This is a genomic window from Oscillibacter sp. KLE 1728 (genome assembly GCF_934833455.1).
GTDB lineage: Bacteria > Bacillota > Clostridia > Oscillospirales > Oscillospiraceae > Oscillibacter > Oscillibacter welbionis.
The window spans coordinates 1-24,769 of sequence record NZ_CAKVVF010000029.1 but is presented as its reverse complement, the minus strand read 5'-3'; the positions used below and the strand labels follow the sequence as shown (position 1 = coordinate 24,769).

General features: G+C 62.9%; 26 protein-coding genes. 18 read left to right on the top strand and 8 right to left on the bottom strand.

Annotated features, from left to right (window positions below; translation table 11 throughout):
- The 5 genes from QVE23_RS05025 to QVE23_RS05005 form a co-directional block, all read right to left on the bottom strand.
- Nucleotides 1-1,567, bottom strand: a 1,567-nt coding sequence (locus tag QVE23_RS05025; protein WP_502919066.1) for an ABC transporter permease, incomplete at its 3' end; no start/stop codon positions are given.
- An 8-nt stretch (nt 1,568-1,575) separates the two neighbouring features.
- Nucleotides 1,576-2,247: an ABC transporter ATP-binding protein gene (locus QVE23_RS05020; RefSeq protein WP_021749279.1), complete on the bottom strand. Its 672-nt coding sequence runs from the start codon at nt 2,245-2,247 to the stop codon at nt 1,576-1,578.
- A gap of 134 nt (nt 2,248-2,381) precedes the next feature.
- Nucleotides 2,382-3,305, bottom strand: a complete 924-nt coding sequence (locus QVE23_RS05015) for a sensor histidine kinase (RefSeq protein WP_136891498.1) — start codon at nt 3,303-3,305, stop codon at nt 2,382-2,384.
- A gap of 1 nt (nt 3,306) precedes the next feature.
- Nucleotides 3,307-3,984, bottom strand: a complete 678-nt coding sequence (locus tag QVE23_RS05010; RefSeq protein WP_287967684.1) for a response regulator transcription factor — start codon at nt 3,982-3,984, stop codon at nt 3,307-3,309.
- Nucleotides 3,985-4,104: 120 nt separating this feature from the next.
- Nucleotides 4,105-4,617 carry a ferritin gene (locus QVE23_RS05005; protein ID WP_021749276.1) on the bottom strand — a complete coding sequence of 171 codons (513 nt, stop codon included), beginning with the start codon at nt 4,615-4,617 and terminating at the stop codon, nt 4,105-4,107.
- A gap of 286 nt (nt 4,618-4,903) precedes the next feature.
- Between QVE23_RS05005 and QVE23_RS05000 the strand changes: the two genes are divergently transcribed.
- From QVE23_RS05000 to QVE23_RS04970, 7 genes are all read left to right on the top strand, one after another.
- Nucleotides 4,904-6,247 (top strand): TrkH family potassium uptake protein, encoded by a 1,344-nt coding sequence (locus QVE23_RS05000; RefSeq protein ID WP_021749274.1) that lies wholly within the window; start codon nt 4,904-4,906, stop codon nt 6,245-6,247.
- A gap of 29 nt (nt 6,248-6,276) precedes the next feature.
- Entirely contained in the window at nt 6,277-6,924 is a 648-nt protein-coding gene (locus QVE23_RS04995; protein WP_021749273.1) for a potassium channel family protein, read from the top strand.
- 129 nt (nt 6,925-7,053) lie between these two features.
- On the top strand, nt 7,054-7,749 hold the full coding sequence (gene vanR, locus QVE23_RS04990) for a VanR-ABDEGLN family response regulator transcription factor (protein ID WP_267288258.1): 696 nt from the start codon (nt 7,054-7,056) through the stop codon (nt 7,747-7,749).
- On the top strand, nt 7,742-8,872 hold the full coding sequence (locus QVE23_RS10920) for a sensor histidine kinase (RefSeq protein ID WP_353847668.1): 1,131 nt from the start codon (nt 7,742-7,744) through the stop codon (nt 8,870-8,872). The genes vanR and QVE23_RS10920 overlap by 8 nt, the downstream gene beginning before the upstream one ends.
- Before the next feature lie 114 nt (nt 8,873-8,986).
- A complete protein-coding gene (gene vanG, locus QVE23_RS04980; protein WP_287553854.1) occupies nt 8,987-10,033 on the top strand; it encodes a D-alanine--D-serine ligase VanG in 1,047 nt (348 codons plus the stop codon).
- Nucleotides 10,030-10,767 carry a M15 family metallopeptidase gene (locus tag QVE23_RS04975; RefSeq protein ID WP_021749269.1) on the top strand — a complete coding sequence of 246 codons (738 nt, stop codon included), beginning with the start codon at nt 10,030-10,032 and terminating at the stop codon, nt 10,765-10,767. The genes vanG and QVE23_RS04975 overlap by 4 nt, the downstream gene beginning before the upstream one ends.
- A gap of 2 nt (nt 10,768-10,769) precedes the next feature.
- Nucleotides 10,770-11,753 carry an acyltransferase family protein gene (locus QVE23_RS04970; RefSeq protein WP_287967683.1) on the top strand — a complete coding sequence of 328 codons (984 nt, stop codon included), beginning with the start codon at nt 10,770-10,772 and terminating at the stop codon, nt 11,751-11,753.
- A 51-nt stretch (nt 11,754-11,804) separates the two neighbouring features.
- Here the strand turns inward: QVE23_RS04970 and QVE23_RS04965 are convergent, their stop codons facing one another.
- The 3 genes from QVE23_RS04965 to QVE23_RS04955 form a co-directional block, all read right to left on the bottom strand.
- Nucleotides 11,805-12,206 carry a MerR family transcriptional regulator gene (locus QVE23_RS04965; RefSeq protein WP_021749267.1) on the bottom strand — a complete coding sequence of 134 codons (402 nt, stop codon included), beginning with the start codon at nt 12,204-12,206 and terminating at the stop codon, nt 11,805-11,807.
- A gap of 13 nt (nt 12,207-12,219) precedes the next feature.
- Nucleotides 12,220-12,891 (bottom strand): carboxymuconolactone decarboxylase family protein, encoded by a 672-nt coding sequence (locus QVE23_RS04960; protein WP_353733891.1) that lies wholly within the window; start codon nt 12,889-12,891, stop codon nt 12,220-12,222.
- Between the two features lie 195 nt (nt 12,892-13,086).
- Nucleotides 13,087-14,373: a glycosyl hydrolase family 18 protein gene (locus QVE23_RS04955; protein ID WP_287225787.1), complete on the bottom strand. Its 1,287-nt coding sequence runs from the start codon at nt 14,371-14,373 to the stop codon at nt 13,087-13,089.
- A 373-nt stretch (nt 14,374-14,746) separates the two neighbouring features.
- Here QVE23_RS04955 and QVE23_RS04950 point away from each other — a divergent pair, with 373 nt between their 5' ends.
- From QVE23_RS04950 to QVE23_RS04900, 11 genes are all read left to right on the top strand, one after another.
- A complete protein-coding gene (locus QVE23_RS04950; RefSeq protein WP_025544339.1) occupies nt 14,747-15,220 on the top strand; it encodes a Na+/H+ antiporter subunit E in 474 nt (157 codons plus the stop codon).
- Nucleotides 15,208-15,525, top strand: a complete 318-nt coding sequence (locus tag QVE23_RS04945; RefSeq protein WP_119310617.1) for an MrpF/PhaF family protein — start codon at nt 15,208-15,210, stop codon at nt 15,523-15,525. Before QVE23_RS04950 ends, QVE23_RS04945 begins: the two co-directional genes overlap by 13 nt.
- A complete protein-coding gene (gene mnhG / locus QVE23_RS04940) occupies nt 15,515-15,838 on the top strand; it encodes a monovalent cation/H(+) antiporter subunit G (protein WP_021749259.1) in 324 nt (107 codons plus the stop codon). Before QVE23_RS04945 ends, mnhG begins: the two co-directional genes overlap by 11 nt.
- Nucleotides 15,835-16,086: a hydrogenase subunit MbhD domain-containing protein gene (locus QVE23_RS04935; RefSeq protein WP_021749258.1), complete on the top strand. Its 252-nt coding sequence runs from the start codon at nt 15,835-15,837 to the stop codon at nt 16,084-16,086. Before mnhG ends, QVE23_RS04935 begins: the two co-directional genes overlap by 4 nt.
- Nucleotides 16,079-16,975 carry a hydrogen gas-evolving membrane-bound hydrogenase subunit E gene (gene mbhE, locus QVE23_RS04930; RefSeq protein WP_021749257.1) on the top strand — a complete coding sequence of 299 codons (897 nt, stop codon included), beginning with the start codon at nt 16,079-16,081 and terminating at the stop codon, nt 16,973-16,975. Before QVE23_RS04935 ends, mbhE begins: the two co-directional genes overlap by 8 nt.
- Nucleotides 16,976-16,993: 18 nt before the next feature.
- Nucleotides 16,994-17,365 (top strand): sodium:proton antiporter, encoded by a 372-nt coding sequence (locus QVE23_RS04925; RefSeq protein WP_021749256.1) that lies wholly within the window; start codon nt 16,994-16,996, stop codon nt 17,363-17,365.
- Nucleotides 17,365-18,879 carry a complex I subunit 5 family protein gene (locus QVE23_RS04920; protein WP_021749255.1) on the top strand — a complete coding sequence of 505 codons (1,515 nt, stop codon included), beginning with the start codon at nt 17,365-17,367 and terminating at the stop codon, nt 18,877-18,879. Before QVE23_RS04925 ends, QVE23_RS04920 begins: the two co-directional genes overlap by 1 nt.
- 28 nt (nt 18,880-18,907) lie before the next feature.
- Complete coding sequence (locus QVE23_RS04915) at nt 18,908-20,359, top strand: complex I subunit 5 family protein (RefSeq protein ID WP_249390690.1); 1,452 nt, start codon at nt 18,908-18,910, stop codon at nt 20,357-20,359.
- A gap of 33 nt (nt 20,360-20,392) precedes the next feature.
- Nucleotides 20,393-21,883: a complex I subunit 5 family protein gene (locus QVE23_RS04910; protein ID WP_021749253.1), complete on the top strand. Its 1,491-nt coding sequence runs from the start codon at nt 20,393-20,395 to the stop codon at nt 21,881-21,883.
- 12 nt (nt 21,884-21,895) lie between these two features.
- Nucleotides 21,896-23,839, top strand: a complete 1,944-nt coding sequence (locus tag QVE23_RS04905) for a complex I subunit 5 family protein (RefSeq protein ID WP_287967682.1) — start codon at nt 21,896-21,898, stop codon at nt 23,837-23,839.
- A gap of 89 nt (nt 23,840-23,928) precedes the next feature.
- Nucleotides 23,929-24,672: a ZIP family metal transporter gene (locus tag QVE23_RS04900; RefSeq protein ID WP_287967680.1), complete on the top strand. Its 744-nt coding sequence runs from the start codon at nt 23,929-23,931 to the stop codon at nt 24,670-24,672.
- The last annotated feature ends 97 nt before the right edge of the window (nt 24,673-24,769 follow it).

Sequence of the window (24,769 nt, the reverse complement as noted above, 5' to 3'; positions counted from 1 at the left end):
TGCCGTAGATCACGCCGCCGTCGGTAATGCCGCCCTGGGCATTGATCTCGTCAATGACGGACTGAGGGATGCCCATATCCGTGTTGAAGATGTCCCCGCCGGTCTGGAACTGGCCGGCGTCCGCCACAATGAAGTCGCTGGATGCGAAATGAGACACGTACTTGTCCATGTCGAAGCCGTTGGTGAAGTTCACCGTCACTGTCAGCAGTACCACCGCCAGAGACAGGGACGTGACGGTGACGGCGGTCTTGCCCCGGCTGCGGCCCAGGTTGGCCCAGGCCATGGACAGCAGGGACACGCCCCTGCGGCCTTTTTTCGTCTTGCGCTTGATGCCGCCGCCTTCGGTGTAGCGCACCGCCTCGATGGGAGAGACCTTGCCGGCGATGCGGCCGGGCTTCCGGCAGGAGAGCAGCACCGTCACCAGAGAGAACAGCGCCGCGCCGATGAAGATCACCGGGCTCACGGAGGTCATGGGCACCACGCCGTTCAGCTGTGACACAATGGCCGGCGTCAGCTGGCCGCCGATCAACCAACCCAGCACCAGCCCCAGGGGGATGCCCGCCAGGGACAACGTCAGCGCCTGCTGGCGGATAATCCGCCGCAGCTGCCGGGGCGTGGTGCCGATGGTCTTCAGCAGGCCATAGAACCGGATATCGTTGGTGACGGAGATCTGGAACACGTTGTAGATGATGAGATAGCCGGTGAAGATGATGAGCAGCAGCATGGCGGCCACAGCAATCACCACAGAGGGGTCCAGATTATCGCTGAGCTGGGCGCCGGTATAGCCCCAGTTGACGCCAGTGTGGATATAATCCGGCGCTCCGGCGCTCTGATCCTGATAGCCGTGACTTTCCAGAATTTGAGCGATATCGTTCGCAATGTGGCGGGAACCGCTTTTCAGCATCACATCCAGGTTCCAGGAACCGGTCATGCCATCCTCTCCGGGCGGGACGGTTCCCGCCTCGTCCAGAATGGCGTCCGCCCGGCTCTCCGGAATCAGGATGTGGTTGGCCACAATTGCCTCGTCATACTCCCACCAGCCGCAGAGGGTAAAGGTCTGGGTGGTGGTATGGCCGTCCACGTCAAAGGAGATGGTGAACCTGGCGCCGATCTCCGGCTCCACCCCCAACAGCTCCAGCACGTGGGTGTCGGTAGCGGCCTCGTCGGTGCCCTCCTGGGGCAGACGGCCCTCCACCGGGTCGCAGTACATCCAGTGGGCTTCATTGGCGTCGGCGTAGCTGACCTCCACGTGGGATTTGTTGAACGGCACCTCCGTGGGCATTCCGATAAACCGCCGCATTCCCCACTGGTCGATGAGGGGGTCATCCTTCAGATTGTTAAACTGTTCCTCCGTCAGGTACTTGAAGCCGCCGTGGGAGAAGCCGCCCACCTGACGGAAGTTGGACTGCTGGAACCCGTCGTTGATGGACATGGCGATGGTGAAGAGGGACGTGAACAGCACCGTGGTCAGGGCGATGGCGAGAACGGCGATGAGGTTGCGGGTCCTGGCCGCCTTCATGGACCGCCAGCCCAGACGGCGGATGGTCTTGCCGTTGGATACCTTCATCATGGCGCTCACCCCCGCACCACGATCCGGCCGTCCTCGATGCGGATGATCCGGTCCGCCATCTGGGCCAGCTCCTCGTTGTGGGTGATCATGACGATGGTCTGGCTGAACTTCTGGGCAGTGACCTTCAGAAGTCCCATCACGTCCAGGCTGGTGGCGGAGTCCAGGTTGCCGGTGGGCTCATCCGCCAGGATGATGGCGGGCTTGGCCGCCAGAGCCCGGGCGATGGCCACCCGCTGCTGCTGGCCGCCGGAGAGGTTGTTGGGCAGGTTTTGGAGCTTTGCCTCCAGCCCCAGCGTCTCAATGATCCGTTCCACATAGGCTTTGTCCGGCGCGTTGCCGTCCAGCTGGATGGGCAGGACGATGTTCTCATACACGTTCAGCACCGGCACCAGGTTGTAGTTCTGGAACACAAAGCCGATCTTCCGCCGCCGGAAGATGGTCAGTTCCTCATCGCGCATGGCAGAGAGTTCTTTGCCGTCCACCGTGACGGTGCCGCCGGTGGGGCGGTCCAGCCCGCCCAGCATGTGGAGCAGGGTGGACTTGCCGGAGCCGGAGGTGCCCACCACCGCCACGAATTCGCCCTTTTCCACGGTCAGATCGACCCCGTCCAGGGCCCGGACCTCCGTATCGCCGGAGCCATATACCTTCCGCAGATCCTTTGTTTCCAAGATCGTCATTGTTCATTCCTCCAAGGAAAAGTCTGTATTGCCTTTCGACAATACAGACTGTACCAAAGAAATCTTTCCACATTCTTTCTGAAATCTAACAGTTCTGAAAGATTTGGGATGTCCGGGCCGGAACGCGCCGCCTTCTACGTCCTCTCCTCCGCCCTCGGCAGGAACAGGGAGAAGGTGCTCCCCTCCCCGGGGCGGCTGCTGACCTTCAGGTATCCGCCCTGACCGGCGGCGATCTGGCGGGCCAGATACAAGCCGATTCCCACGCCCTCCGCCTCGCTGGCGGAGGGGGAGCGGTAGAACCGCTGGAAGATCCTGGCCTGCTCGGACTCCGGGATGCCGGGGCCGGTGTCCGTCACGTCCACGCGGCAGAACAGCTCATACCCCACGGCCCGGAGAGTGACGGCGCCGCCTGCCGGGGTGTATTTCACCGCGTTGTCCACCAGATTATACAGGGCCTCCGCCGTCCACTTGGGGTCGAACCGGGCGGTCAGGTCCGTGGGCTCTACCGTCAGGGTGATCGCTTTGGCCTCCGCTCCGGGAGCGGCCTGGGCCGAGGCGGCATCCAACAGCTGTTGGATGCCATGACGCTTGGGCGTCATGGCAAGGACGCCGCTCTCCAGCCGGGAGGTTTTGACCAGCGCGTCGATGAGGAACCGTAGCTTCTCCGCCTGATGCTCCAGAGCGGAGGCATACTCCCGGCTCTCCGGCGGCAGGTCCTGCTCCTCCAGCAGCTGGGCATACAGCAGGAGGTTGGCGATGGGAGTCTTGGTCTGGTGGGAGATGTCCCCGATCAGGGTCTTGATGGCGTCCTTCTCCTCCGCCAGATTTTTGGCCGATACGGCGGATGCGGAGAGATAGTGGGCCATCCGGGTCTCCAGGGCGGAGAGGCGGCTCTCGTCATAGAGGGACTCCCGGAACTCGCCCCGGATGGCGTCATCCAGCATCTTGCCCAGAGTGTCCAGCATCCGGCGGGTCCGCAGGCGGGTCCAGACGGCGAATCCTGCCGCTGCCAGCAGGGCCGGAACCGCCAGGGCCAGCAGGGTGTATTCCACTGTCATGTCAGTTCACCGCCCATGTGTAGCCCAGGCCGTACACGGTCTTGATATAGCGGGGCTTGGACGGCATGTCTTCCAGCTTGTCCCGCAGCCGCTTCACTGTGACGGAGAGGGCGTTTTCGTCCACATACTCCGCCCCGTCCGTCCAGATCCGGTCCACCAGGGCGGCCCGGGTAAGGGTTTGGCCCCGGTGTTCCACCAGCAGCCGCAGCAGCTTCTGTTCCGTCTTGCTGAGCTCCACCGGAACGCCGTTCCGGGAGAACTCCATCCGGCCGAAATCGAAGGTGAAGCCGTCCAGCTGCACCCGTTCCGCCTGGGGGGCGGCGGTCCGGCGCAGCTGAGTATTCACCCTGGCCCGCAGCACCGCCAGAGAGAAGGGCTTGGTGATATAGTCATCCGCCCCCAGCTCCAGACCTGCCACGATGTCTGTCTCCAGGTCATTGGCAGTCAACAGGATTACGGGAATCTCACTCTCCCGCCGGAGGGCACGGAGGAGGTCCAGTCCATTGCCGTCAGGCAGGTTGATGTCCAGGATCAGCAGGTCGAAGCTCCGGCGGGAGAGCAGCTCCCCGGCATCCGCCAGGGACCGGCAGAGCTGGGGGCGGAGCTCCGGCGCCTGGAGGGCCAGGCGGATACCCTCGCCCAGAGTCGGGTCATCCTCCACGATCAGCAGGTCTTTCATCGGGGAACCTCCTTGGGATCAAACTGCGCCCAGTATACCACGGGCGGCCGCCGCCGTCCAGAGCGGGCAGAAGAAACGCACGGCGGACAGGCCGCCGTGCGTGGGTCGCGGGATCGCGGGTCACAGGGTCAGGGAGGGGGCGGCATAGGTCCGGGCCGCCAGCTCCTGGTCCAGCATATAGAGCCCCTTGGGGTCCGAGCCGAACAGCTCCATCTTCTTGATGAGATCGGTGGCGTTGGTCTCCTCCTCACCCTGCTCCTTCACGAACCAGTCCAAAAACTGCATGGTGCGGAAATCCCTGGCCTCGTACGCGGCTTCATAGATGGCGTGGATCAGGGAGGTGACATACTGCTCGTGGGCGAGACCGGCCTTCAGGGGGTCCATGTTGGCTTTCAGCTCCGCATCCGGCTTGGCAACGGCCTCCAGCGTTACGGGCACGTCGTTGTTCTGGAGATACTGGAGCATCAGCATGGCGTGGTCCCGCTCCTCCTGGGCCTGGACCTTGTACCAGTTGGCAAAACCGGCAAGGCCCTGCTCCACATAGAAATTGGAGAACTGGAGATACAGATACGCAGAGTAGAATTCCTTGTTCACCTGATCGTTCAACAGCTGGGATACTTTTTCGTTCAGCATTGTATGCGCTTCCTTTCTGCAGCGGACGAAACGTCCTTGTTTGTTCTATCTAACCATTATATCACGGACTGCAGAAAATGCAACGGCAGCCGGGAAAAAAGCGGTGGACGGGCGGGAGGCGCTGTGCTACAATGGGCGTGCTGCAAAGTCCCTTTTTGGGAAAACTTTAACGGGAACCAAACGGCAGGGGCCGCCTTTTTACAGACCGGCGGGCCCATCCGTGTTATCATGGTCCTGCTGTCCACGGGCGGCTTCTGATAAAACGGAAAGAGGGATCGCTGTGTTCATGCGCAGAAAAAACCACATGGCGCCGGCGCGGATCATCCTGATCGGCTTTGCGCTGCTGATTTTGGCGGGAGCACTACTGCTGACCCTGCCCATCTCCACCCGGGACGGGCAGGGCGCCGCCTTTTTCGACGCGCTGTTCACCGCCACCTCCGCCACCTGCGTGACAGGACTGGTGGTCCAGGACACGGCGCTGTACTGGTCCGGCTTCGGCCAGGCGGTGATCCTCATGCTGATTCAGATTGGCGGCATGGGTGTGGTGACTGCGGCGGCGGCCATCTCCATGCTGGCCGGGCGGCGGATCGGGCTGAAGGAGCGGTGGGTGATGCAGGAGTCCATCTCCGCACCCCAGGTGGGGGGCATCGTTCGCCGGACCCGCTTCATTCTGGCGGTGACGCTGGTCCTGGAGGGGACGGGGACGTTGCTGCTGGCTCTGCGGTTCTGCCCGGAGATGGGGCTGTTCCGGGGACTCTGGTACGCGGTGTTTCATGCGGTGTCCTCCTTCTGCAACGCCGGGTTCGACCTGATGGGGGCGGCGGGCACGCCCTTCGTCTCCCTGACCGGCTATGCGGGGGACCCACTGGTGAATTTCACCGTGATGGGGCTGATTGTCCTGGGCGGCATCGGGTTCCTCACCTGGGGAGACGTGCGGGAGCACAAGTGGCACCTGCGGGCCTACTGCCTTCAGAGCAAGCTGGTGCTGGCGGTGACTGCGGCACTGATCCTGCTGCCGGCGCTGTTCTTCCTGCTCTATGAGCTCCGGCTGCCCCAGTGGCAGACGCTGACCCTGGGGGAGAAGGTCCAGGGGGCGCTGTTTCAGGCGGTCACCCCCCGGACCGCGGGGTACAACACCCTGGACCTCTCCCAGCTGAGCGAGCCCTCCCGGCTGCTGATTACGCTGCTGATGCTGGTGGGTGGCTCCCCCGGCTCCACAGCCGGCGGATTCAAGGTCACCACTCTGGCGGTATTTGTGCTGGCGGCCCGGGCGGTGTTCCGCCGGCGGGCGGATCTCCAGTGCTTCGGCCGCCGCCTCCCCACGGAGACACTGCGCAGCGCCGCCGCGGTCCTTATGATGTATCTGGGGCTGTTTCTGCTGGGCGGTATGGCCATCTGCTGCGTGGAGGACATCTCCCTGGAGGCGGCGCTGTTTGAAACCGCCTCCGCCCTCGGGACCGTGGGGCTGACGCTGGGGGTGACCCCGGGATTGGGCGGCGTCTCCCGGTTGATTCTGATCTTTTTGATGTACTTTGGCCGCGTGGGCGGCCTGACGCTGATCTACGCCGTCCTGCCGGACAGCGGCGCCGCCCCGGCGCAGCTGCCCCAGGAGCGGGTCACTGTGGGCTGAGCGGTACGCTTGAGAAAGGACGTGTGAGGATGAAATCGGTACTGCTGATCGGATTGGGCCGCTTCGGGCGGCACATGGCCGCCAAGCTTCAGGAGCTGCACCACGAGGTGCTGGCGGTGGACAAAAACGAGGAGCGGGTCAACGACGCGCTGGACCTGGTGACCCACGCGCAGATCGGGGACAGCACCAGCGAGGCGTTCATCGCCTCCCTGGGGGTGCGGAACTTTGACCTGTGCGTGGTGGCTATTGGTGACGACTTCCAGAGCTCTCTGGAGACCACGGCCCTGCTGAAGGAGCAGGGGGCGCGCTTCGTCCTGTCCAGGGCGGCACGGGATGTCCACGCCAAATTTCTGCTGCGCAACGGCGCGGATGACGTGGTTTATCCGGAGCGGGAGACCGCCAGCTGGGCGGCAGTGCGGTACAGCTCCGACCACATCTTCGACTACATCCAGCTGACACCGGACCACGCCATTTATGAAACGGCCGTGCCGCCGGCCTGGGTGGGCAAGACTATCGGCCAGCTGGGGGTGCGCCAGCGGCACAATATCAACATTCTGGCGGCCAAACGGGGGGAGGAGCTCATTCCCATTCCAGGCGGCGACTACTGCTTCCGGGAGGGGGAGACGATGCTGGTTCTGGGCGCGGACCGGGATGTACAGAAGTTCCTGCACTTTTGACGCAGCTGGGCGGAGCCGTCTGTTGGCGGCTCTGCCTTTTTCACGCCGGGACGGAAAAGGCCGGTTTGCATTCCCTGTCGGGTCTGGTATAATGGATGTATCACGCAAGAAAAGAGCGGAGGCGAAGGCATGGCGGAGATCCTGGTGGTGGATGACGAAGCGGCGATTGCGGATCTGGTGGAGGTCTGCCTGAAAAATGAGGGCTACACAGTGTACAAGTGCGGCAGCGGGGAGACGGCGCTGACCTGCGTGGCGCGGCAGCATTTGGACCTGGCCATTCTGGACGTGATGCTCCCGGACCTGGACGGCTTTACCCTGTGCCAGAAGATCCGGGAGGAACACCTCTTTCCCATCCTCATGCTCACCGCCCGGGTGGAGGACATGGACAAGATCATGGGCCTGACCCTGGGGGCGGACGACTACATTACCAAGCCCTTTAATCCGCTGGAGCTGGTGGCCCGGGTGAAGACCCAGCTGCGGCGCTATACCCGGTACAACACCGGCGAGGCGGCGGAACCCAGGGAGACCGCGGAGCATGACTTCCGGGGGCTGCAGATCTCCAGGACCACGCATAAGTGCGTTCTCTTCGGCGAGGAGCTGGCGCTGACGCCGCTGGAGTTTGCCATTCTCTGGTATCTCTGCGAGCACCGGGGACAGGTGGTGCCCAGTGAGGAGCTGTTTGAGGCGGTGTGGGGCGAGAAGTACATGGACAGCAACAACACGGTCATGAGCCACATCGCCCGCCTGCGGGAGAAGATGCACGAGCCAAGCCGGAAGCCGAAGTTCATCAAGACGGTCTGGGGGGTGGGGTATACCATTGAATAAGAGAAGAGAACGGCCCCCGCTGTCGGACCGGGGCCGCCGCCGGGCCCTGCGGACCTGGGGATTCTATCTGCTGGCACTGACGGCCTGGGTGACGGTGGTGCTGGCGGCGGTCTTCCTGGGGTATCTGGTATGCAGCGCCTTTACGTGGTATGCGTGGGATCCGCTCTACCAGTTCCTCAACTGGGTACGGGATTACATCGTCTTTGTGTGTATGCTGGTCATCCTGCTGGGCTGGGTGGCTATCAGCTATTCCTTCATTGCCCGCCCCATGCGGCTGGTGGACACGCTGGCCGCGGCGGCAGAGCAGCTGGCCCAGCCGGGAGAGGAGCCCATTGAGCTGCCGGAGCCCATGGAGGACCTGGAGGGGCAGCTGAACGCCGTCCGGGAACGGGCCCTGCGGGACGCCCGGGCTGCCCGGGAGGCAGAGCAGCGGAAAAACGATCTGGTGGTCTATCTGGCCCATGATTTGAAGACGCCGCTCACCAGCGTCATCGGCTACCTTACGCTGCTGCGGGACGAGCCGCAGCTCTCCCCGGAGCTGCGGAGCCGGTATACCGGCATCGCCCTGGAGAAGGCGGAGCGGCTGGAGGACCTCATCAATGTGTTCTTTGACATCACCCGCTTCAGCCTGACCCATCTGGAGCTGGAGAAGCAGCCTACGGACCTGACCCGGATGCTGGAGCAGGTGGCCAGTGAGTTTGCCCCCCAGTTCGCGGAAAAGGACCTGCGGTGTGAACTGGAGCTGCCGCCCCGTCTGGCATACGACTGCGACCCGGACAAGCTGGCCCGGGTGTTCGATAACCTGCTGCGCAACGCCTTCCATTACAGCTTCCCGGGGTCCACAGTCCGGATCACCGGACAGCAGGAGGCGGATACCGTGGTCCTGACGTTTACCAACGAGGGGCGGACCATTCCGGCGGAGAAGCTGGAGCGCATCTTCGACCAGTTCTTCCGGCTGGACAGCTCCCGCGCCACCCGCACGGGCGGCGCGGGCCTTGGCTTGGCCATAGCCAAGGAAATCATTGCCCTCCACGGCGGGACGATCCGGGCTGCCAGCGCGGACAACCGGATCACCTTTACCGTCCGCCTGCCCCTGCAGGGGGCCGCCGCAAGAAATTCGTAAGATTTCCGCAGGAAAATCACAGGAGGTTTGCAGGAACGTCCACAGATCTGCGGGAAGCGAATCTGATACGATCTTTCCATCAGGAAAGGCGCTGGGCGCCGGAAAGGACATGAGATGGAAAGATTGCGGATATTGGTGCTGTTCGGCGGATGCTCTTCAGAGCATGAGGTGTCTCTGCAGTCCGCCCACGGCGTGCTGACGCACATGGACCCGGAGCGGTACTGCCCCATCCCGGTAGGGATCACCCGGGAGGGGGCGTGGTATGTTTACACAGGGCCGCTGGATGCCATTCCCGGTGGAAGATGGCAGCGGGAGGCGGCGTGCGTGCCCTGCACTCTGCGGCTGGACCGGGGGAACCGGGCCCTGGTGCTGTTGGACGGCTCCGGCCGGGAAGTGGCTTTTGACTTGGCCTTCCCGGTTCTCCACGGCAGGAACGGTGAGGACGGCACGGTTCAGGGGGCGCTGGAATTGGCCGGTGTGCCCCTGATAGGCTGTGGGACGCTGTCCAGCGCCCTGTGTATGGACAAGGACCGAGCCCACAAGCTGGCGGCCCTGGCGGGAGTACGGGTGCCCCGGAGCCGTCTGTTCCCGGAGGACTGTGCCTTTGAGGAGCTCCGGACGGCAGCCGAAACACTGGGCTGGCCGCTGTTTGTCAAGCCGGTGCGGGCGGGTTCTTCCTTCGGCGTGAGCCGGGTGGAGGAGCCGGCACAGCTGGCTCCGGCGGTGGAGGCGGCCTTCCGCCACGACGGCGAGATTTTGCTGGAGGAGGCCATTCCCGGCTTTGAGGTGGGCTGTGCGGTGCTGGGGAACCGGGAGCTCACCGTCGGGGCGGTGGATGAGGTGGAGCTGTCCCGGGGCTTCTTCAACTATACGGAGAAATACACCCTCCAGACATCGGCTATCCACTGCCCCGCCCGGATCGCCCCGCAAAAGGCAGCGGAGATCCGGGAGACGGCGAAGGTCCTCTACCGGGCACTGGGCTGCCGGGGATTTGCCAGGGTGGACCTGTTCCTCACCCCCTGGGGGGAGATTGTGTTCAACGAGGTGAACACGATCCCGGGCTTCACGCCCCACAGCCGCTATCCTGCCATGATGCGTGCCGCCGGCATCCCCTTCCGGGAGCTGGTGAGCCGCCTGATCCAGCTGGGGGCCGAGCTATGAGGGCGGCGCGGTACAGCCGGCGGCAGATGCGCTCCGGGCCGCTGGTGCTGGTGAACCGTCAGCATCCCCTGGCGGAGGAGCCGCGGCAGCTGCTGACAGCAGCGGACGAGCGGTATCCCAATATCCTGCTGGAGCGGCAGGCCGCCCGGCTGCTGGCCGCCTGCATCCAGGCAGCAGGCGGGGCGCGGGAGATCGTGCCGGTCTCCGGCTGGCGCAGTCAGGCGGAGCAGCAGGCCATTTGGGAGGACACCCTGCAAAGACGTGGAGAGGCGTTCACCCGGCAGTATGTGGCGGTCCCCGGGTGCAGCGAGCACCAGACGGGGCTTGCCATCGACCTGGGCCGGGCAGCGCGGGAGATCGACTTCATCCGGCCCGATTTTCCGGAGGAAGGCGCCTGCGGGCGGTTCCGGCGACTGGCGCCCCGGTATGGCTTCATCCAGCGGTACCACCGGGAAAAGGAGTCCCTGACCGGTATCGCCTGTGAGCCGTGGCACTATCGGTATGTGGGGACGCCTCATGCCCTGCTGATGGAGCGGGAGGGCCTGTGCCTGGAGGAGTATCTGGACTGGGTGCAGACAGCGCCCAGGACGTGCCGCCTGGAACATGGGCGGAGCGCACGGGTGTTTTACATGCCCTGCGCCGGCGATGAGACGGAGCTCCGCTTGCCGGAGGGCTGCTGCCAGGTCTCCGGCGACAACCGGAACGGATTTGTCGTGACAGTTTGGGAGGTGTAGGTATGGCAGACGGACGCCGGGGCGCGGCGTTGGATCTCTTCCGTCTGGCGGCGGTGGTGCTGGTGGTGGCGAACCACACCTCCCCGCTGGTGTCTGTTTCCCCATTGTGGGACTTCTGGTTCACCCGGGTGCTGGCCCGGGTGGCGGTGCCGTTTTTCCTGATGGTCAGCGGCTATTTTCTGGCAAAGGACCAGTGGCGCAGGACCGGCGTCTTTCTGAAAAAGACCTGTCTGCTCTACGGGGCGGCGGTGCTGCTGTATCTGCCGTTGAACTGGTACAACGGCGGCTATGGGCCAGCGGAGTGGGTCAAAAAGCTCCTGCTGGATGGGACCTTCTATCACCTGTGGTATTTTCCAGGCGTGATTCTGGGTGTTCTAGTGGCCAGGGGGCTGCTCCGGCTGGGCCCCCGGACGGCGTTGACCGCGGCCGGGCTCCTTTACCTGGTGGGCCTGGGCGGAGACAGCTATTATGGACTGACCTGCCAGCTCCCGGCGCTGGAGGCGCTGTACGGGGGGATTTTCCAAATCTTTGCCTATACGCGGAACGGACTGTTTTTCACGCCGCTATTTTTGCTGCTGGGAGCCGCCGGTGTGCGGTGGAGCGTGAGGACCTCCGCTGCAGGCCTGTGCGCCGCCTTCGCGGCCATGACCGCAGAGGGGCTTTGGCTCCATGGGCTTCAGGTCCAGCGGCACGACAGCATGTACATGCTGCTGCCGCTGGTGATGGTTTGCCTGTTTTCCCTTCTGCTGGGGCTGAATCGCGGAGAGAGGCGGAGCTGCCGCAAGCTCTCTTCACTGATCTATGTCCTGCACCCCTGGTGCATCGTGCTGGTCCGGGGCGGCGCGGAGGTGCTGGGCCTGGAAGGTCCGCTGGTGGAGAACAGCATGGGGCATTTCCTGGCCGTGCTGGCCTCCAGCGCGGCGGCGTCCTGGGCGCTGTGGCTGGCCTGGAGCAGACGGCCGCTGAAACGCTCCAATAAAGGATAAAAGGACAATATACTGTCGAACTTCGACAGTATATTGTTCTTTTTGGGCCTCTCAGGCGCCTTCGCGCTCCGCGTGAAGACGGCGGAGCTGCTGTTCAGCTGTCATCATACCCTGCTCGTACCGGTCGATTTTCTGATTCAGCAGGTCCAGAGAGGCCTGCATCTCCGCCATCCGGGACACCAGCTGGTCCCGCTGTTCTACCAGCAGGGCCTTGCGGGCGTCCAGGGTGGCGTCTCCCTGCTGGAACAGGTCCACATATTCGATCAGGGCTTCGATCTGCACCCCGGCGGCCCGCATGCACTTCATCAGCTGGATCCAGCCGCAGGACTCCTCCCCGTAGTCCCGCAGGCCGCCCCTGGTGCGGGGGACAGGCGGGATCAGGCCGATGCGCTCGTAGTAGCGAAGGGTGTCCGCTGAAATATCATACTTCCTGCTCACTTCGGCGATGGTCATGGCCGTGCTCCTCTCAGCGGGCGGCCTGGGCCGCGTCGTTCACACACCGCAGGGCGTTCAGGCTGCGGGGATAGCCGATGTAGGGCAGGCACTGGGAGATGACCTGGATCAGGAAGGCATTGTCGTTTCCAATCCTCAGATTGGCACCGGCGTGGCTGGTGAGCTGGGGTTCGCAGCCGCCCAGGGCGGCCAGGAAGCAGAAGGTGATCATTTCCCGCTGCTTATAGTCCAGCCCCCCGCGGGTGTAGTAGTCGCCGAAGCAGTTGTCCGCCAGCCAGCGGTTGATGTGGCGGCTTTCCTCCGGGCCGCTGTTCTGAAAGCCCCGCATCCCCTCACCGAAGATATCCACCTGGGCCTGGTTGCCCGCGGCCAGCCGGGTCTCTGCCGTGGTGGTGGAGCCGGGCTCCAGCGGTAGGGCGACGCCCTGCTCCGTCAGCACCTGATTCGTCACGGAGAAAAAGGGACGCACCCGGCCGATCCCCAGATAGGCCACGGATTGATAGAGAATCTCCTTTACCTGGACAGGGGTGACGCCGGCCCGCAGGGCGGCGGGCAGCAGCACGCGGTATTCCTCCACACCCTGGCAGCCCAGCAGGGCAGCGAGAATGGCCATCATCCTGGCGGCGTCATCCAGGTCCCCCTGGTTCACCACCTCGTCCAGGGCGAAATTGGCGAAGAGCTCCATAAACTCCGGATCCGTTTCCCACAGCGGGGAAGGAGGGCCAGGAGAGAAACGGGACAAATAGTCTTTGGCAGATGCGGAAAGCGCCATACTGAAAAGCCTCCTTTGCGCCTGCGGGGCGCTGTCTTTTGATGAGAACACTTTAGCACTTGGAGTCTACTCCAAGTCAAGTGTTTTTTCAAATACTCCGCAGGGGAATCAATCCTCAATATGATACAGAGAGGATATGACCAGCCAGAGCTGGGAGAAGGGGCGCATCAGGTTCCAGATGCCGGCGCCCTGGAAACCGTATTCCGCGATCAGGGACAGACGGGCGGAAAGACTGCGGGCGTCTTCAAACCAGACCTCGTGAATTGTGCCGTCTGCTGCGGTGTAGTGAAAGAAGGGGGCCTGGGCCGTCTCATCGTACTGGATGGCCACATCATGTTCAATGGCCAGCTCGATGGCCCGCTGATTGGAGATGGAGGGCGCCCGGGTGACGCCCTGGACAAAGGGCAGGGGCCAGTCGTAGCCGTAGTTGGAAAGGCCCAGGAAGATCTTCTCCGGCGGGATCTCCGTCACGGCGTAGTCCAACACGGTCCGGACGTTGGGCAGGGGGGATACCGCCATGGGCGGTCCTGCGGTGTAGCCCCACTCATAGGTCATCAGAAGCACGCCGTCCACAGCGGCACCCACAGCGGCATAGTCGTGCCCCTCGTACAGAAGTCCCGCCTGCCGGGCGGAGGTCTTGGGGGCCAGAGCGGCCCAGAGAAAGAAGCCCTGGGAGTTCAGGAGCCGCCGCAGGCGGGCGAGAAAGGCGGCGTAGGCCGCCGCCAGCTGGCCGGGGAGAAATTCAAAGTCCACATCCAGCCCGGCGTAGCCACGGCGGCGGAGTGTCTGCTGGACCTGATCCACCAGGCGGTCCTGGACGGCGCTGTCTGTCAGGACCAGGGTGGCCCGCTGGGTGTCGAACTGACCGGTTTCTGTCATGGTGGACAGATGCATCACCGGGCGGACGCCCCGCTGGCGGGCAGCGGAGAGGAGAGCGTCATCCTCCAGCTGGAGCAAATCGCCGTCGGCGGTGATCCCGTAGGTGAAAGGGGTCAGATAGGTGAGATAGGGAAGCTCCGCATCCAGAAGGGACATATCAATGTAGGGGTAGGCATAACCGTTGAAGGCGGCGGCGCCCAGGGGCTCGTCAAAGTAGGAGATCACCAGGACCTGTCCGGGCTGGAGGGCTGCTCCGCCGCCCAGAGGCCAGTTGTTCTGCCAGAGGCGGCGGACTGTGGTGCCGTATGCCTCCGCGATGGAAGCCAGGGTCTCCCCGGCCCGGACAGCGTGGACCTGGCGGGGAAAGCGGACCACCAGAGTTTGTCCCACCGCCAGGGCGCCGCTGGGGGGCACGGCGTTGTCCGCGGCCAGGCGGGCGGGATCGACGCCGTAGGATTCCGCGATGGAGCCGACCGTCTCGCCGGCTTGGACCACATGGATCGTCATGTTGGACATCACCTCCTTTGGAGACTATGCAGGCCGGGGTGGGGATATGCGGTGCCCACTGGAGGGAGTTGGAAAATATGACGGAAGAGACGGCTGCTTGACAGAGCACATTTGGAAGAATTGTGACGCTTTGTCAGAACGCCGAAATTTGATTCAGAGATTTGTGGATATTTTCCGGCGTGCCAGGAGGGTCAAAACCGCTGAAATAGTTGACAGAGACGTGGAGAATCGTTAAAATAATGTTAAAGCTTGTGCGTTTTTTAACGAAAAACGGGTAGACGATGACGTCCAACAAGCGTGTGCCATCCGCCGTTGAGGGAGGAAACACACCACTTGCTGAGACGTCTCTTTTTGTATACAGCGCAAAGAGGGAGGCAAAGCGATGTTCCTGCTGTTTTTCCTGCTGTGGCTGTTGCTGTCCGGCGGGATCAGTGTCCATACCTGCCTGTGGGGCGTTGCAGTCTCGGCGCTGATCTCCTGGTTCTGCAAGCGGGTGCTGGGCTATCAGTGGCGGGTGTTCTGCGGCAGTCCTTCCAGAATCTGGGCCATGGCGCGGTATTTTGCTCACCTGCTGGCGGAGATGCTGAAGGCCGGACTGGTAATCATGCGGATCATCTACACCCGCCCCAAGGGCATCGAGCCCAAGCTGGTGTGGTTCCACACCCCGCTGAAGACAGACCGCCGCAGGGCGATGCTGGCAGACTCGATCACGCTCACCGCGGGGACAATCACCGTGCGGGCCGAGGACGGCCGGATGCTGGTGCACACACTGGACACGCCGCTGGCAGAGGGGATTGAGGACAGTTCCTTCCAGCAGCGGCTGGAGAGGATGGAGGCGGCCCAATGGAACAAGTGAGGACCTGGGTGCTGACCGCGGGCGCCGTGGTGCTGGCGCTGCTGATCCTGGCGACGCTGGTGCGGGCGGTGCTGGGCCCCCGGTTTACGGACCGCATCGTGGCCGTGAATGTCATCAGTACGCTGGTGATCGCGGAGCTGGTGCTGCTCTCCGTCTGGCTGCGGGAGGACTTTCTGGTGGATGTGGCCCTGGTGTTCGCGCTGCTGAGCTTTCTGGCGGTGGTGGTGGTCTCCCGTCTGGTGGCGGCCCGGCGGCGGAAACGCCCGGAGCGGGAGAAGACGGGAGGAAACGCCCATGATCGATAATCTGGTGACCGCAGCCGGGCTGGCATGTTTCCTGTTCGGCCTGTTCGTGTTTTTCTCCGCTGTGCTGGGGCTGTTCCGGTTCGATTATGTGCTCAACCGGATGCACGCCGCCGCAGTGGGGGACTCCCTGGGTATCTTCTGCGTTCTGATCGGGCTGATGCTGCTGCACGGCTGGTCCCTGTCCGCCGCAAAGACGCTGCTGATCTTTGTGTTTTTATGGCTGACCAGTCCGGTGTGCAGCCATCTGGTCGCGGAGATGGAGGTATCCACAGTCCCGGATTTGGAAAAGGAATGCGAGGTGGAGGTACGATGATCGTTCTGGAATACATCCTGCTGGTCGGGGTGATCGTGTGTGCTATTGCAGCGCCGCTGTGCAAGCGGCTGCTGGCATCGGTAATCGTGTATATGGCGCTGTCCCTGATGATGGCGGTGCTGTGGAGCCTGCTCCAGAGCCCGGATCTGGCCATTACGGAGGCGGCTGTGGGCGCCGGTGTGACCAGCATCCTCTTTTTCCTGACGCTGAAGAAGATCCACGCGCTGAAGGGGACACGGGATGAGTAAAAAAGAGGAGCAGCCGGACCGGCTGAAACAGTTTATCTCCTGGGTGGACGGAGATCGGGAGCCCAAGGACCGGACACTGTTCGTCATGGAGCAGCGCCCCCACCGGGAATTCCGCCCGTCAGAGGAGGAGTTCGAGCGGCGGGAAAAGGACCGGCTGCGGAAGTTTTTCAACTGGTATCCCATCGCCGCGGCGGTGATCTGCGTGGCGCTGGGAATTATCCTGTTCACCACAGTGATGAACATGCCCGGATTCGGCCAGGAAGACAACCCCATCAACAACGAGGTGGCGGAGCGATATCTGGAGCACAGCGAAGAGGAGACGGGCTCTGAGAACGTGGTGACGGCCATGATTATCGGCTACCGCGGCTTCGATACTTTGGGGGAGAGCTGCGTGCTGTTTCTGGCGGTGTCGGCGGTGATGATCCTGCTGCTGCGGGACCGGAAGAACACCAGCGAGCATGAGCTCCAGCAGATGGAGCGGGAAGAGACCGCCGTGCAGGGCCGCTCTGACCTGATCCTCAAGCAGGTGGCCTGGGTGCTGCTTCCTTTTATTTTCCTTTTTGCCATCTATGTGCTGCTGAACGGCGAGACGTCGCCGGGCGGCGGGTTTTCCGGCGGGACTATCCTGGGGGCGGGACTGATCCTGTTTTCCGCTGCCTTTGGCCCCGGACACACGCGGGTGCTGATGAACCAGAGGCGGTACAGCGCGGTGCGGACCTTCGGTCTGCTGCTGTATGCTGTGCTGTACGGCGTTTACATCTTCATCGGGGCCAACGGCCTGCCCAATTACCTCACCGGGATGATCCTGCTGATCGACCTGGCGGTGGGGCTGGTGGTGGCCTGCACCGTATATGGATTCTACGCCCTGTTTTCCAGGGGAGAGATCTGAGAGGAGGCGGAGAAGAGAATGCTGGAGGAGATCATCCAGAACCGCTACGCGGTCACTGCCGTCATCCTGTTTGGCATCGGCTTCACGAATCTGATGCTGCAGCAGAATCTGCTGCGCAAGGTGATCGGATTCAACATCATGGACTCGGCCGTCTTCCTGCTGCTGGCCTCGCTGGGGTATATTGACGGGGGCGTCGCGCCCATCGTGGGGGACCGGGGCTTCGACCCGCTGTACATCAATCCGATCCCTAGCGGCCTGGTGCTGACCGGCATTGTGGTATCTGTGTCCATTACGGCGTTTTCCCTGGCGTTGATCCAGCGGATCTACCGCCGCTATGGCACCATTGAGATGCGGGAGCTGCTGGAGCGGGCCAAGAAGGAGGACGACTGATGCGGCCGTTTGTGGAGAACTTTCCCTTCTTTTCGATTTTTCTGGCTATCCTGGCGGCCATCGTGACCGCGGCCATCCGCAGCGGGCGGATCAGCTACTGGATCACCATCGGAGTGTGCGCTGCATCCGCGCTGCTGAACGGCTGGGTACTGGAATACACCTATGCAGAGGGAGTGAGCTTCACCTACGCCATGGGGCGATTCCTGGCGCCGTACGGCAACGCCATCAACTGCGGGCCGCTTCAGGCACTGCTGGCCGCCGTGTTCTCCCTGGTGATGGCCCTTGCTCTGGCGGGCGGGCGGCGGGACCTGTTTCAGGACATCCTGCCGGAGAAGCAGAAGTTTTACTTTGTCATGGTGAACATGCTGGAGGCGTCCCTGTTGGCACTGACCTACACCAACGACATGTTCACCGGGTATGTGTTCATCGAGACCAGCACCATCGCGGCCTGTGCGCTGGTGATGGCCAAGGACAACGGCCCCAATCTGATCGCCACCATCCGGTACCTGTTCATGAGCCTGGTGGGGTCCGGGCTGTTCCTGATCGGGCTGACCATTTTGAACAGCATCACCGGCTATCTGCTGATGCCCTCTCTGGCGGAGGCAGTGGCGGAGCTGCGGCTCTCGGAGAGCTACACGCTCCCGCTGACGGTGGCTGTAGGGCTGCTGGTGGCGGGGCTGGGCGTCAAGAGTGCCATGTTCCCCTTCCACCTGTGGCTGCCGGATGCCCACGGCGGCGCCACCACAGCATCCTCCGCCATCTTGTCCGGCTTGGTGCTGAAGGGGTACATCGTGCTGCTGCTGGTGATGATCCTGCGGGTTTTCTCCATGGAGCTGATGGTGGAGCTGGGAGTCACCGACGTGATCCTGGCCTTTGGGCTGCTGGGAATGATTCTGGGCTCTCTGGCTGCTATGCGGGAGAACCATATCAAGCGGATGCTGGCGTATTCCTCCGTGGCGCAGGTGGGGTATATCTTCATGGGTGTGGGCCTGGGGAGCATCGAGGGGCTGATCGCCTCCTGTTTCCATATCCTGGTCCATGCCTGCTGCAAGCCGCTGCTGTTTCTCTGCGCCGGCAGACTCTCCGCCGTCAGCGGCCACCACAAGAGCCTGAAGAACCTGCGGGGCAGCGCCTACCGGGACATTGGGGCGGGCTTGGGCTTCACTGTGGGGGCCCTGTCCATGATCGGCATCCCCCTGTTCGGCGGCTTTGTCTCCAAGCTCTACTTTGCCAGCGCGGCCGTGCCCACCGGTATGACGGCGATGATCCTGCTGACCATCGCCCTGTCCACGGTGCTGAACGCACTGTACTATGTTCCGGCGCTGCTGGCCATCTGGGTGAAGCCCCCGGCGGAGGATGAGGCGCTGGTCCTAGCCGACGTGCATCCGGGGGATCTGGCTGCGGACCGGGCCTTCACCGCGGCTGCCGCCATCCTGATCGTGGGAATTTTTGTGCTGGGCATTTTTTACCACCCGATCACAGACCTGATCGAGGCGGGTGTCCGGCTGATTTGAGACTTGTTGTTTGTGAGGGAGTGCGCCCATGCTGTTGCTGCTGCCTATTCTGGTGCCGCTGATCGGCGGGATCTTCGTATTCCGGCAGAAAAATGAGACTTACCGTGACTGGCTGGTGGTGACGCTGATCGTGATTACCGCCGTGATGGTGCTGGCTAACTGCACGATGCCCACCCAGCGGCTGTGGCTGCTGACCATCCAGGGGGACTTGGGCTTGGTGCTGAACAGCGACTGGCTGTCCAAGTTCTTCATGGTGCTGGCAGTGTGCATCTGGGCGCCGGTGGTGGTCTTTACAAAACCCTACATCCGCCATGCGGGGCAGGGCAACCAGTTCATGGGATTTTATACCATGACGCTGGGGGTACTGATGGGCCTTGCTCAGGCGGCCAACTTCGTGACCATGTATATGTTCTTCGAGATGATGTCCCTGATTACGGTGCCGCTGGTGCTGCACAATGCCACGCCAGCGGCCCGCCGGGCAGGCTTCAAATACTTGGGGTATTCCGTATTCGGCGCGGGCATGGCCCTGGCCGGCTACTTCTTTATCGCCTATTACTTGACGGTGCCGGATTTTCAGCCGGGTGGGGCCATCGATTTCTCCCGGGCTGCAGAGCACCAGCCGCTGCTGCTGGTGGCATACTGTCTGATGATCGTTGGCTTCGGGGCTAAGGCGGGCATGATGCCCATGCAGTCCTGGCTGCCTGCCGCCCATCCGGTGGCGCCGGCCCCAGCCTCAGCCGTGCTCTCCGGTGTCATTACCAAGGGTGGCGTGGTGGCTGTGATCCGGGTTACTTATTATATGTTTGGACCGGAGTTTCTGGCGGGCAGCTGGCCCCAGTATGTGCTGCTGACGCTGACGCTGGCCACGGTGTTCGTGGGGTCCATGTTGGCCTATCGGGAAAAGCAGCTGAAGCGGCGGCTGGCCTATTCCACGGTGAGCCAGGTGTCCTATGTGCTGTTCGGCCTGATGCTGCTGACGCCGGATGGCGTCCAGGCCTCTCTTCTGCAGATGGTCTTCCATGCCCTGGCCAAGGATACGCTCTTCCTGGCGGCGGGCGCCATCATCTTCTCCACCAACTGCACCCGGGTGGATCAACTGCGGGGCATCGGCCGGCGGATGCCGGTAACCATGTGGTGCTTCACCCTGGCGGCCCTCTCCCTGATCGGGATTCCGCCCATGGCGGGATTCGTGAGCAAGTGGTACCTGCTCACCGCCAGCCTGGAGGCACCGATCCAGGCCTTTGGCGTCGCAGGGCTGGTGGTGCTGGTGGTCTCCGCCCTGCTGACGGCGGGATACCTGCTGCCGGTGGTGACAGAGGGATTCTTCCCCGGCCGGGATTTTATTACGGAGCGGCGGGAAGTGGGAGTCCAGATGACATGGCCCATGATTGCCTTTGCCGCGGCTGTGGTGCTGATGGGTCTGCTGCCCGGCGGCTTGCTGCATTGGCTGGGTCTTCTGGCGGCCCGGCTGTTCCCCTGACAGTGGGGAAGCTTTGAGAAGGGAGGTACGTCTGTGCGCCAATTTCTGACATTGCCCATTCTGGTTCCCATCGTGCTGGGAATCGCGCTGCTGATCCTGCAGCCCAAGAGCCGGAGGGTGCGGAGCATCTATATCATGGCGGCATCCCTGGCGACGACAGCACTGTCTCTGGCCTGTATCGTGCTGACCTATCTCTATGGGAGCGGCTTTCTGGCCTGCATCATGGTGAGATTCAACGAGGCGTTCTCCATCTCCCTGCGGATCGACGGGGCGTCCATGGTCTATGGGGCCATCGTGTCCGTGCTGTGGCCGCTGGTGACGGCGTACTCGCTGGACTATATGTCCCACGAGGGGCATGAGAACCGGTTCTTCGCTTTTTGGCTGATGGCCTACGGTGTGGTGCTGGGTATCGCTTATTCCGAGGATTTTCTGACGCTGTATTTCTTCTATGAGGTCCTGACGCTGACCACGCTGCCTTTGGTGATGCACGCCATGGACGAGAAGGCCCGGTATGCCGGGCGGAAGTATCTGGTGTACTCCCTTTCCGGCGCGGCGTTTGCCTTTATCGGGATCGTCTTTCTGCTGAATTACGGCGTGGGACACCTGAACTTCACCTACGGCGGCATTCTGGATCAGAGTCTGGCGGCGGGAAACGAGCGGACGCTGGAGCTGGTGTTTGTGGCGGCCTTTTTCGGCTTCGGGGTGAAGGCGGCAGTATTTCCCTTCCACGGCTGGCTGCCGGACGCCTCGGTGGCACCTACGCCGGTGTCTGCACTGCTCCATGCAGTGGCGGTGGTCAAGGCCGGCGCCTTCGCAGTGCTGCGGCTAATTTACTACGGCTTCGGGGCGGATTTCCTGCGGGGAAGCTGGGCCCAGACGGTGGTGATGACGGCGGCTATCGTGACCATTGTTTACGGCTCCGCTCGGGCGCTGCGGACACCCCATCTGAAGCGGCGGCTGGCGTTTTCCACGGTGAGCAACCTTTCCTACATCCTCTTTGCCCTGACGTTGATGACCCCGGCAGGGATGGTGGGCGGCATGACCCACATGGTCTACCACGCATTCACCAAGATCACCATGTTCTGCTGCGCCGGCGCCATTATTCTCAAGAGCGGGAAGGAGTATATCTATGAGATGGAGGACTTCGGCCGGGCCATGCCGGTGGTGTTTGCCACATTCACCGTCTCCTCCTTTGCGCTGATCGGAATGCCGCCGTTGGGAGGCTTCGCAGGCAAGTGGATGATTGCGGAGGCGGCAGTGGCCTCGGTGAATCCGCTGGCCTACGCGGGCATCGCCGCGCTGATTCTGTCCACGCTGCTGACGACGCTGTACATGCTGACCATTGTGGTGCGGGCCTATTTCCCGGTGGGAGAGCTGGACCGTGCGGCACTGGCCCGGGTACACGACCCGGCCAGGACCATGTGGATCCCGCTGGTGCTGCTGACCGCCTCCGGTGTGATTCTGGCGCTGCTGTCCAACGAAGTGATCGGCTTTTTATGGAACGCGGTTCCGCGGAACTGGTAAGGGAGGGAGACGATGGGAAACATTCTGCTGCTGTTTCTGGTCCTGTTCCCCATGCTGCTCTCTGCCTGGGTGTTCCCGCTGCGGCGGCGGGACAGGAGATACCGGAATTGGCTGATCCAGATCATTCCCGCAGTGGAGCTGGCCGCTGCACTGCTGCTTCTGCTGTGGCCCGGGGCTGCCCTGGAGCTGCCGGGGGTCTTTGGCTTTGGCCTGCGGCTTCAGGCCGGGAGTCTGGGGAGCCTGCTGGCGCTGGTGAGCGCCTTCCTGTGGGCGGCCACCGGCCTCAACTGCCCCAGCTACTTTGCCGCCGCCGAGGGCTGCAATCGTTTCTACTTTTTCTGGCTGTTGACGCTGGGGGCTCTGATGGGGGTGTTTCTGGCAGCGGACCTGTTCACGCTGTTCGTGTTCTTTGAGATGATGTCCTTCACCTCCTATGTATGGGTGGTGCAAAACGAGACGGAGGAGGCCCGGCAGGCCGGACAGACGTATCTGGCTGTGGCTGTGATCGGCGGCATGGCGCTGCTGGCGGGCCTGCTGCTCCTCCAGCAGCTGCTGGGGACGCTGGAGTTTTCTGCTATGGCGGAGGCGGTATCCGCGCTGCCTGCGGAGAAGCGCGGGTCCCTGTACGTGGCCGGTGGATGCGCATTGGTGGGATTCGGCGCCAAGGCCGGGATGTTCCCCCTGCACATCTGGCTGCCAAAAGCCCATCCCGTGGCGCCGGCACCGGCGTCTGCCCTGCTGTCCGGCATCCTGACCAAGAGCGGTGTTTTCGGTGTGCTCATTCTCTGCCGGTATCTGTTCTGGACAGAGCTTCCCTGGAATACAGTGGTACTGGCCCTGGGCGTGGTGACCATGGTGCTGGGAGCTGTGCTGGCGCTGTTCTCCGTCGATCTGAAGCGGACGCTGGCCTGCTCCTCCATGTCCCAGATCGGCTTTATTCTGGTGGGCACAGCCATGCAGGGCTTCCTGAACGGCGAGAACGCCCTGGCGGCCTGGGGCACGGTGCTGCACATGCTGAACCACTCCCTCATCAAGCTGGTGTTGTTTGTGGCGGCAGGTGTGGTGTATCTGGGAACTCACTCGCTGAATCTCAATGACATCCGGGGCTGGGGGCGGAACAAGCCGGTTTTGAAGGTCCTGTTCTTCGTGGGGGCGGCCTCCATTGCAGGCGTACCGGGTTTTTCCGGCTATGTGAGCAAGACCCTGCTCCATGAGAGCATCGTGGAGTACATCCATGTGCTGGAGCACGCGGGGGCCGCCGCAGGTTGGTTCACGACGGTGGAGTGGCTGTTTCTGCTCTCCGGCGGACTGACAGCGGCGTACATGACAAAGCTGTTCGTGGCGATTTTTGTCTCCAGCCGTGCTGTTGGCCAACGGCCGGCCTTGAAGGACTATATGTCCCCGGGCACCCATGCGGCGTTGAGTGTGGGCGCAGCCCTGCTGCTGGTGCTGGGCCTGACTCCGGGACTGACCATGGAGCCTCTGGCCCAATGGGCGGGGCGATTCCTGCGGGCAGATCCTGGTCACAGCATCCATTATTTTGCCTGGGTCAACCTGAAGGGCGCATGCATCTCCCTAGCTATTGGCGCAGCAGTCTATCTCCTGGTGGTCCGAGGGCTGCTGATGCGGCGGGAGGCGGATGGCATGGTTTATCTGGACCGCTGGCCGGCCCGGCTGGATTTGGAGAATCTGGTATACCGCCCGCTGCTGTCGGCCCTGACCTTTGTGGGGGCCCTCTGCGCCCGGGTGGCCGCCTCCGTAGGCGACTGGCTGGTGCTGCTGGGGGAGCGGATCCTCTTTACCAAGGCCCCCGGCATCTTTGTGCCGAAGCGGGCCGAGAACTTCGGCACATACGGACGGAAACCCCTCCGTTTCCTAACGGAAGAGACCTTCTCCTTTGATCTCATGCTGGCAGGCGGAGGGCTGATCTTCCTGCTGCTGTATATGCTGCTGTGAGTCGACAACGGATACAGAAGAACGCGAAAGGCCAGGAATGCCGCTTATGCGGTGTTCCTGGCCCATCTTTATGGGAGGGAGAGAAGATTGTGGGTACGATCATAGCTGTCACGGCCGCGGCAGGCATGGGAGGGACCGGGCTGGGGGGCCTGGCCGCCTATCTGTTCCGCAGAGGTACGGACAGGACCGTGAGTGTGCTGCTGAGCTTTGCGGCGGGCATGATGCTTGCTGTGGTGTGTGCAGACCTGCTGACCGATGCCATTCAGGCGGGGCCAGGGCTCTCCGCGCTTCCTGCGGCATCTGCCAGCGTACTGGCGGGCTGCGGGGGGATCTGGCTCCTGGAGGAGCTGGTAAGCGGGCTGCAGGCAGGTGCGAAGCGGGGAGGGCTCTTTCTGGCAGGTGTGGTGATGGCAGCCGCTATTGCCCTGCACAACCTGCCAGAGGGGATGGTAATCGGAGCCTCCTGCGCTGCGGATCTGGCCGAAGCGGGACAGGATGGGCGAATGATGGCACTGGTGATCGGGCTCCACAACATTCCAGAGGGAATGGCTGTTGCAGTTCCCCTGGCGGCAGGCGGTGCCAGCAGAGGACGGGCAGTCCTGACCACGGCGGCAGCCGGCGCGCCCACGGTGCTGGGGGCGGTTTTGGGCTTCTGTCTGGGAACGATGGGGCCGGGCCTGCAGATGCTCACACTGGGCGGAGCATCCGGGGCGATGCTGTACGTGGTATTCGGCGAACTGCTGCCGGAGTCCTTCCGCCTGTGCCGATCCCCAGCGCCCGTGATGGCGGCGGTGCTGGGGGTTCTAACAGGCATGGGCGTGGTTTTGGGATAAAAAGAACCCGTCCCGCCAAGTGGCGGGACGGGTTTGTTTCAAAAAATAGTTACAGCTTACAGCTTCTGGAGCCGGGCAGCGCGCTTCTTGCCGTACC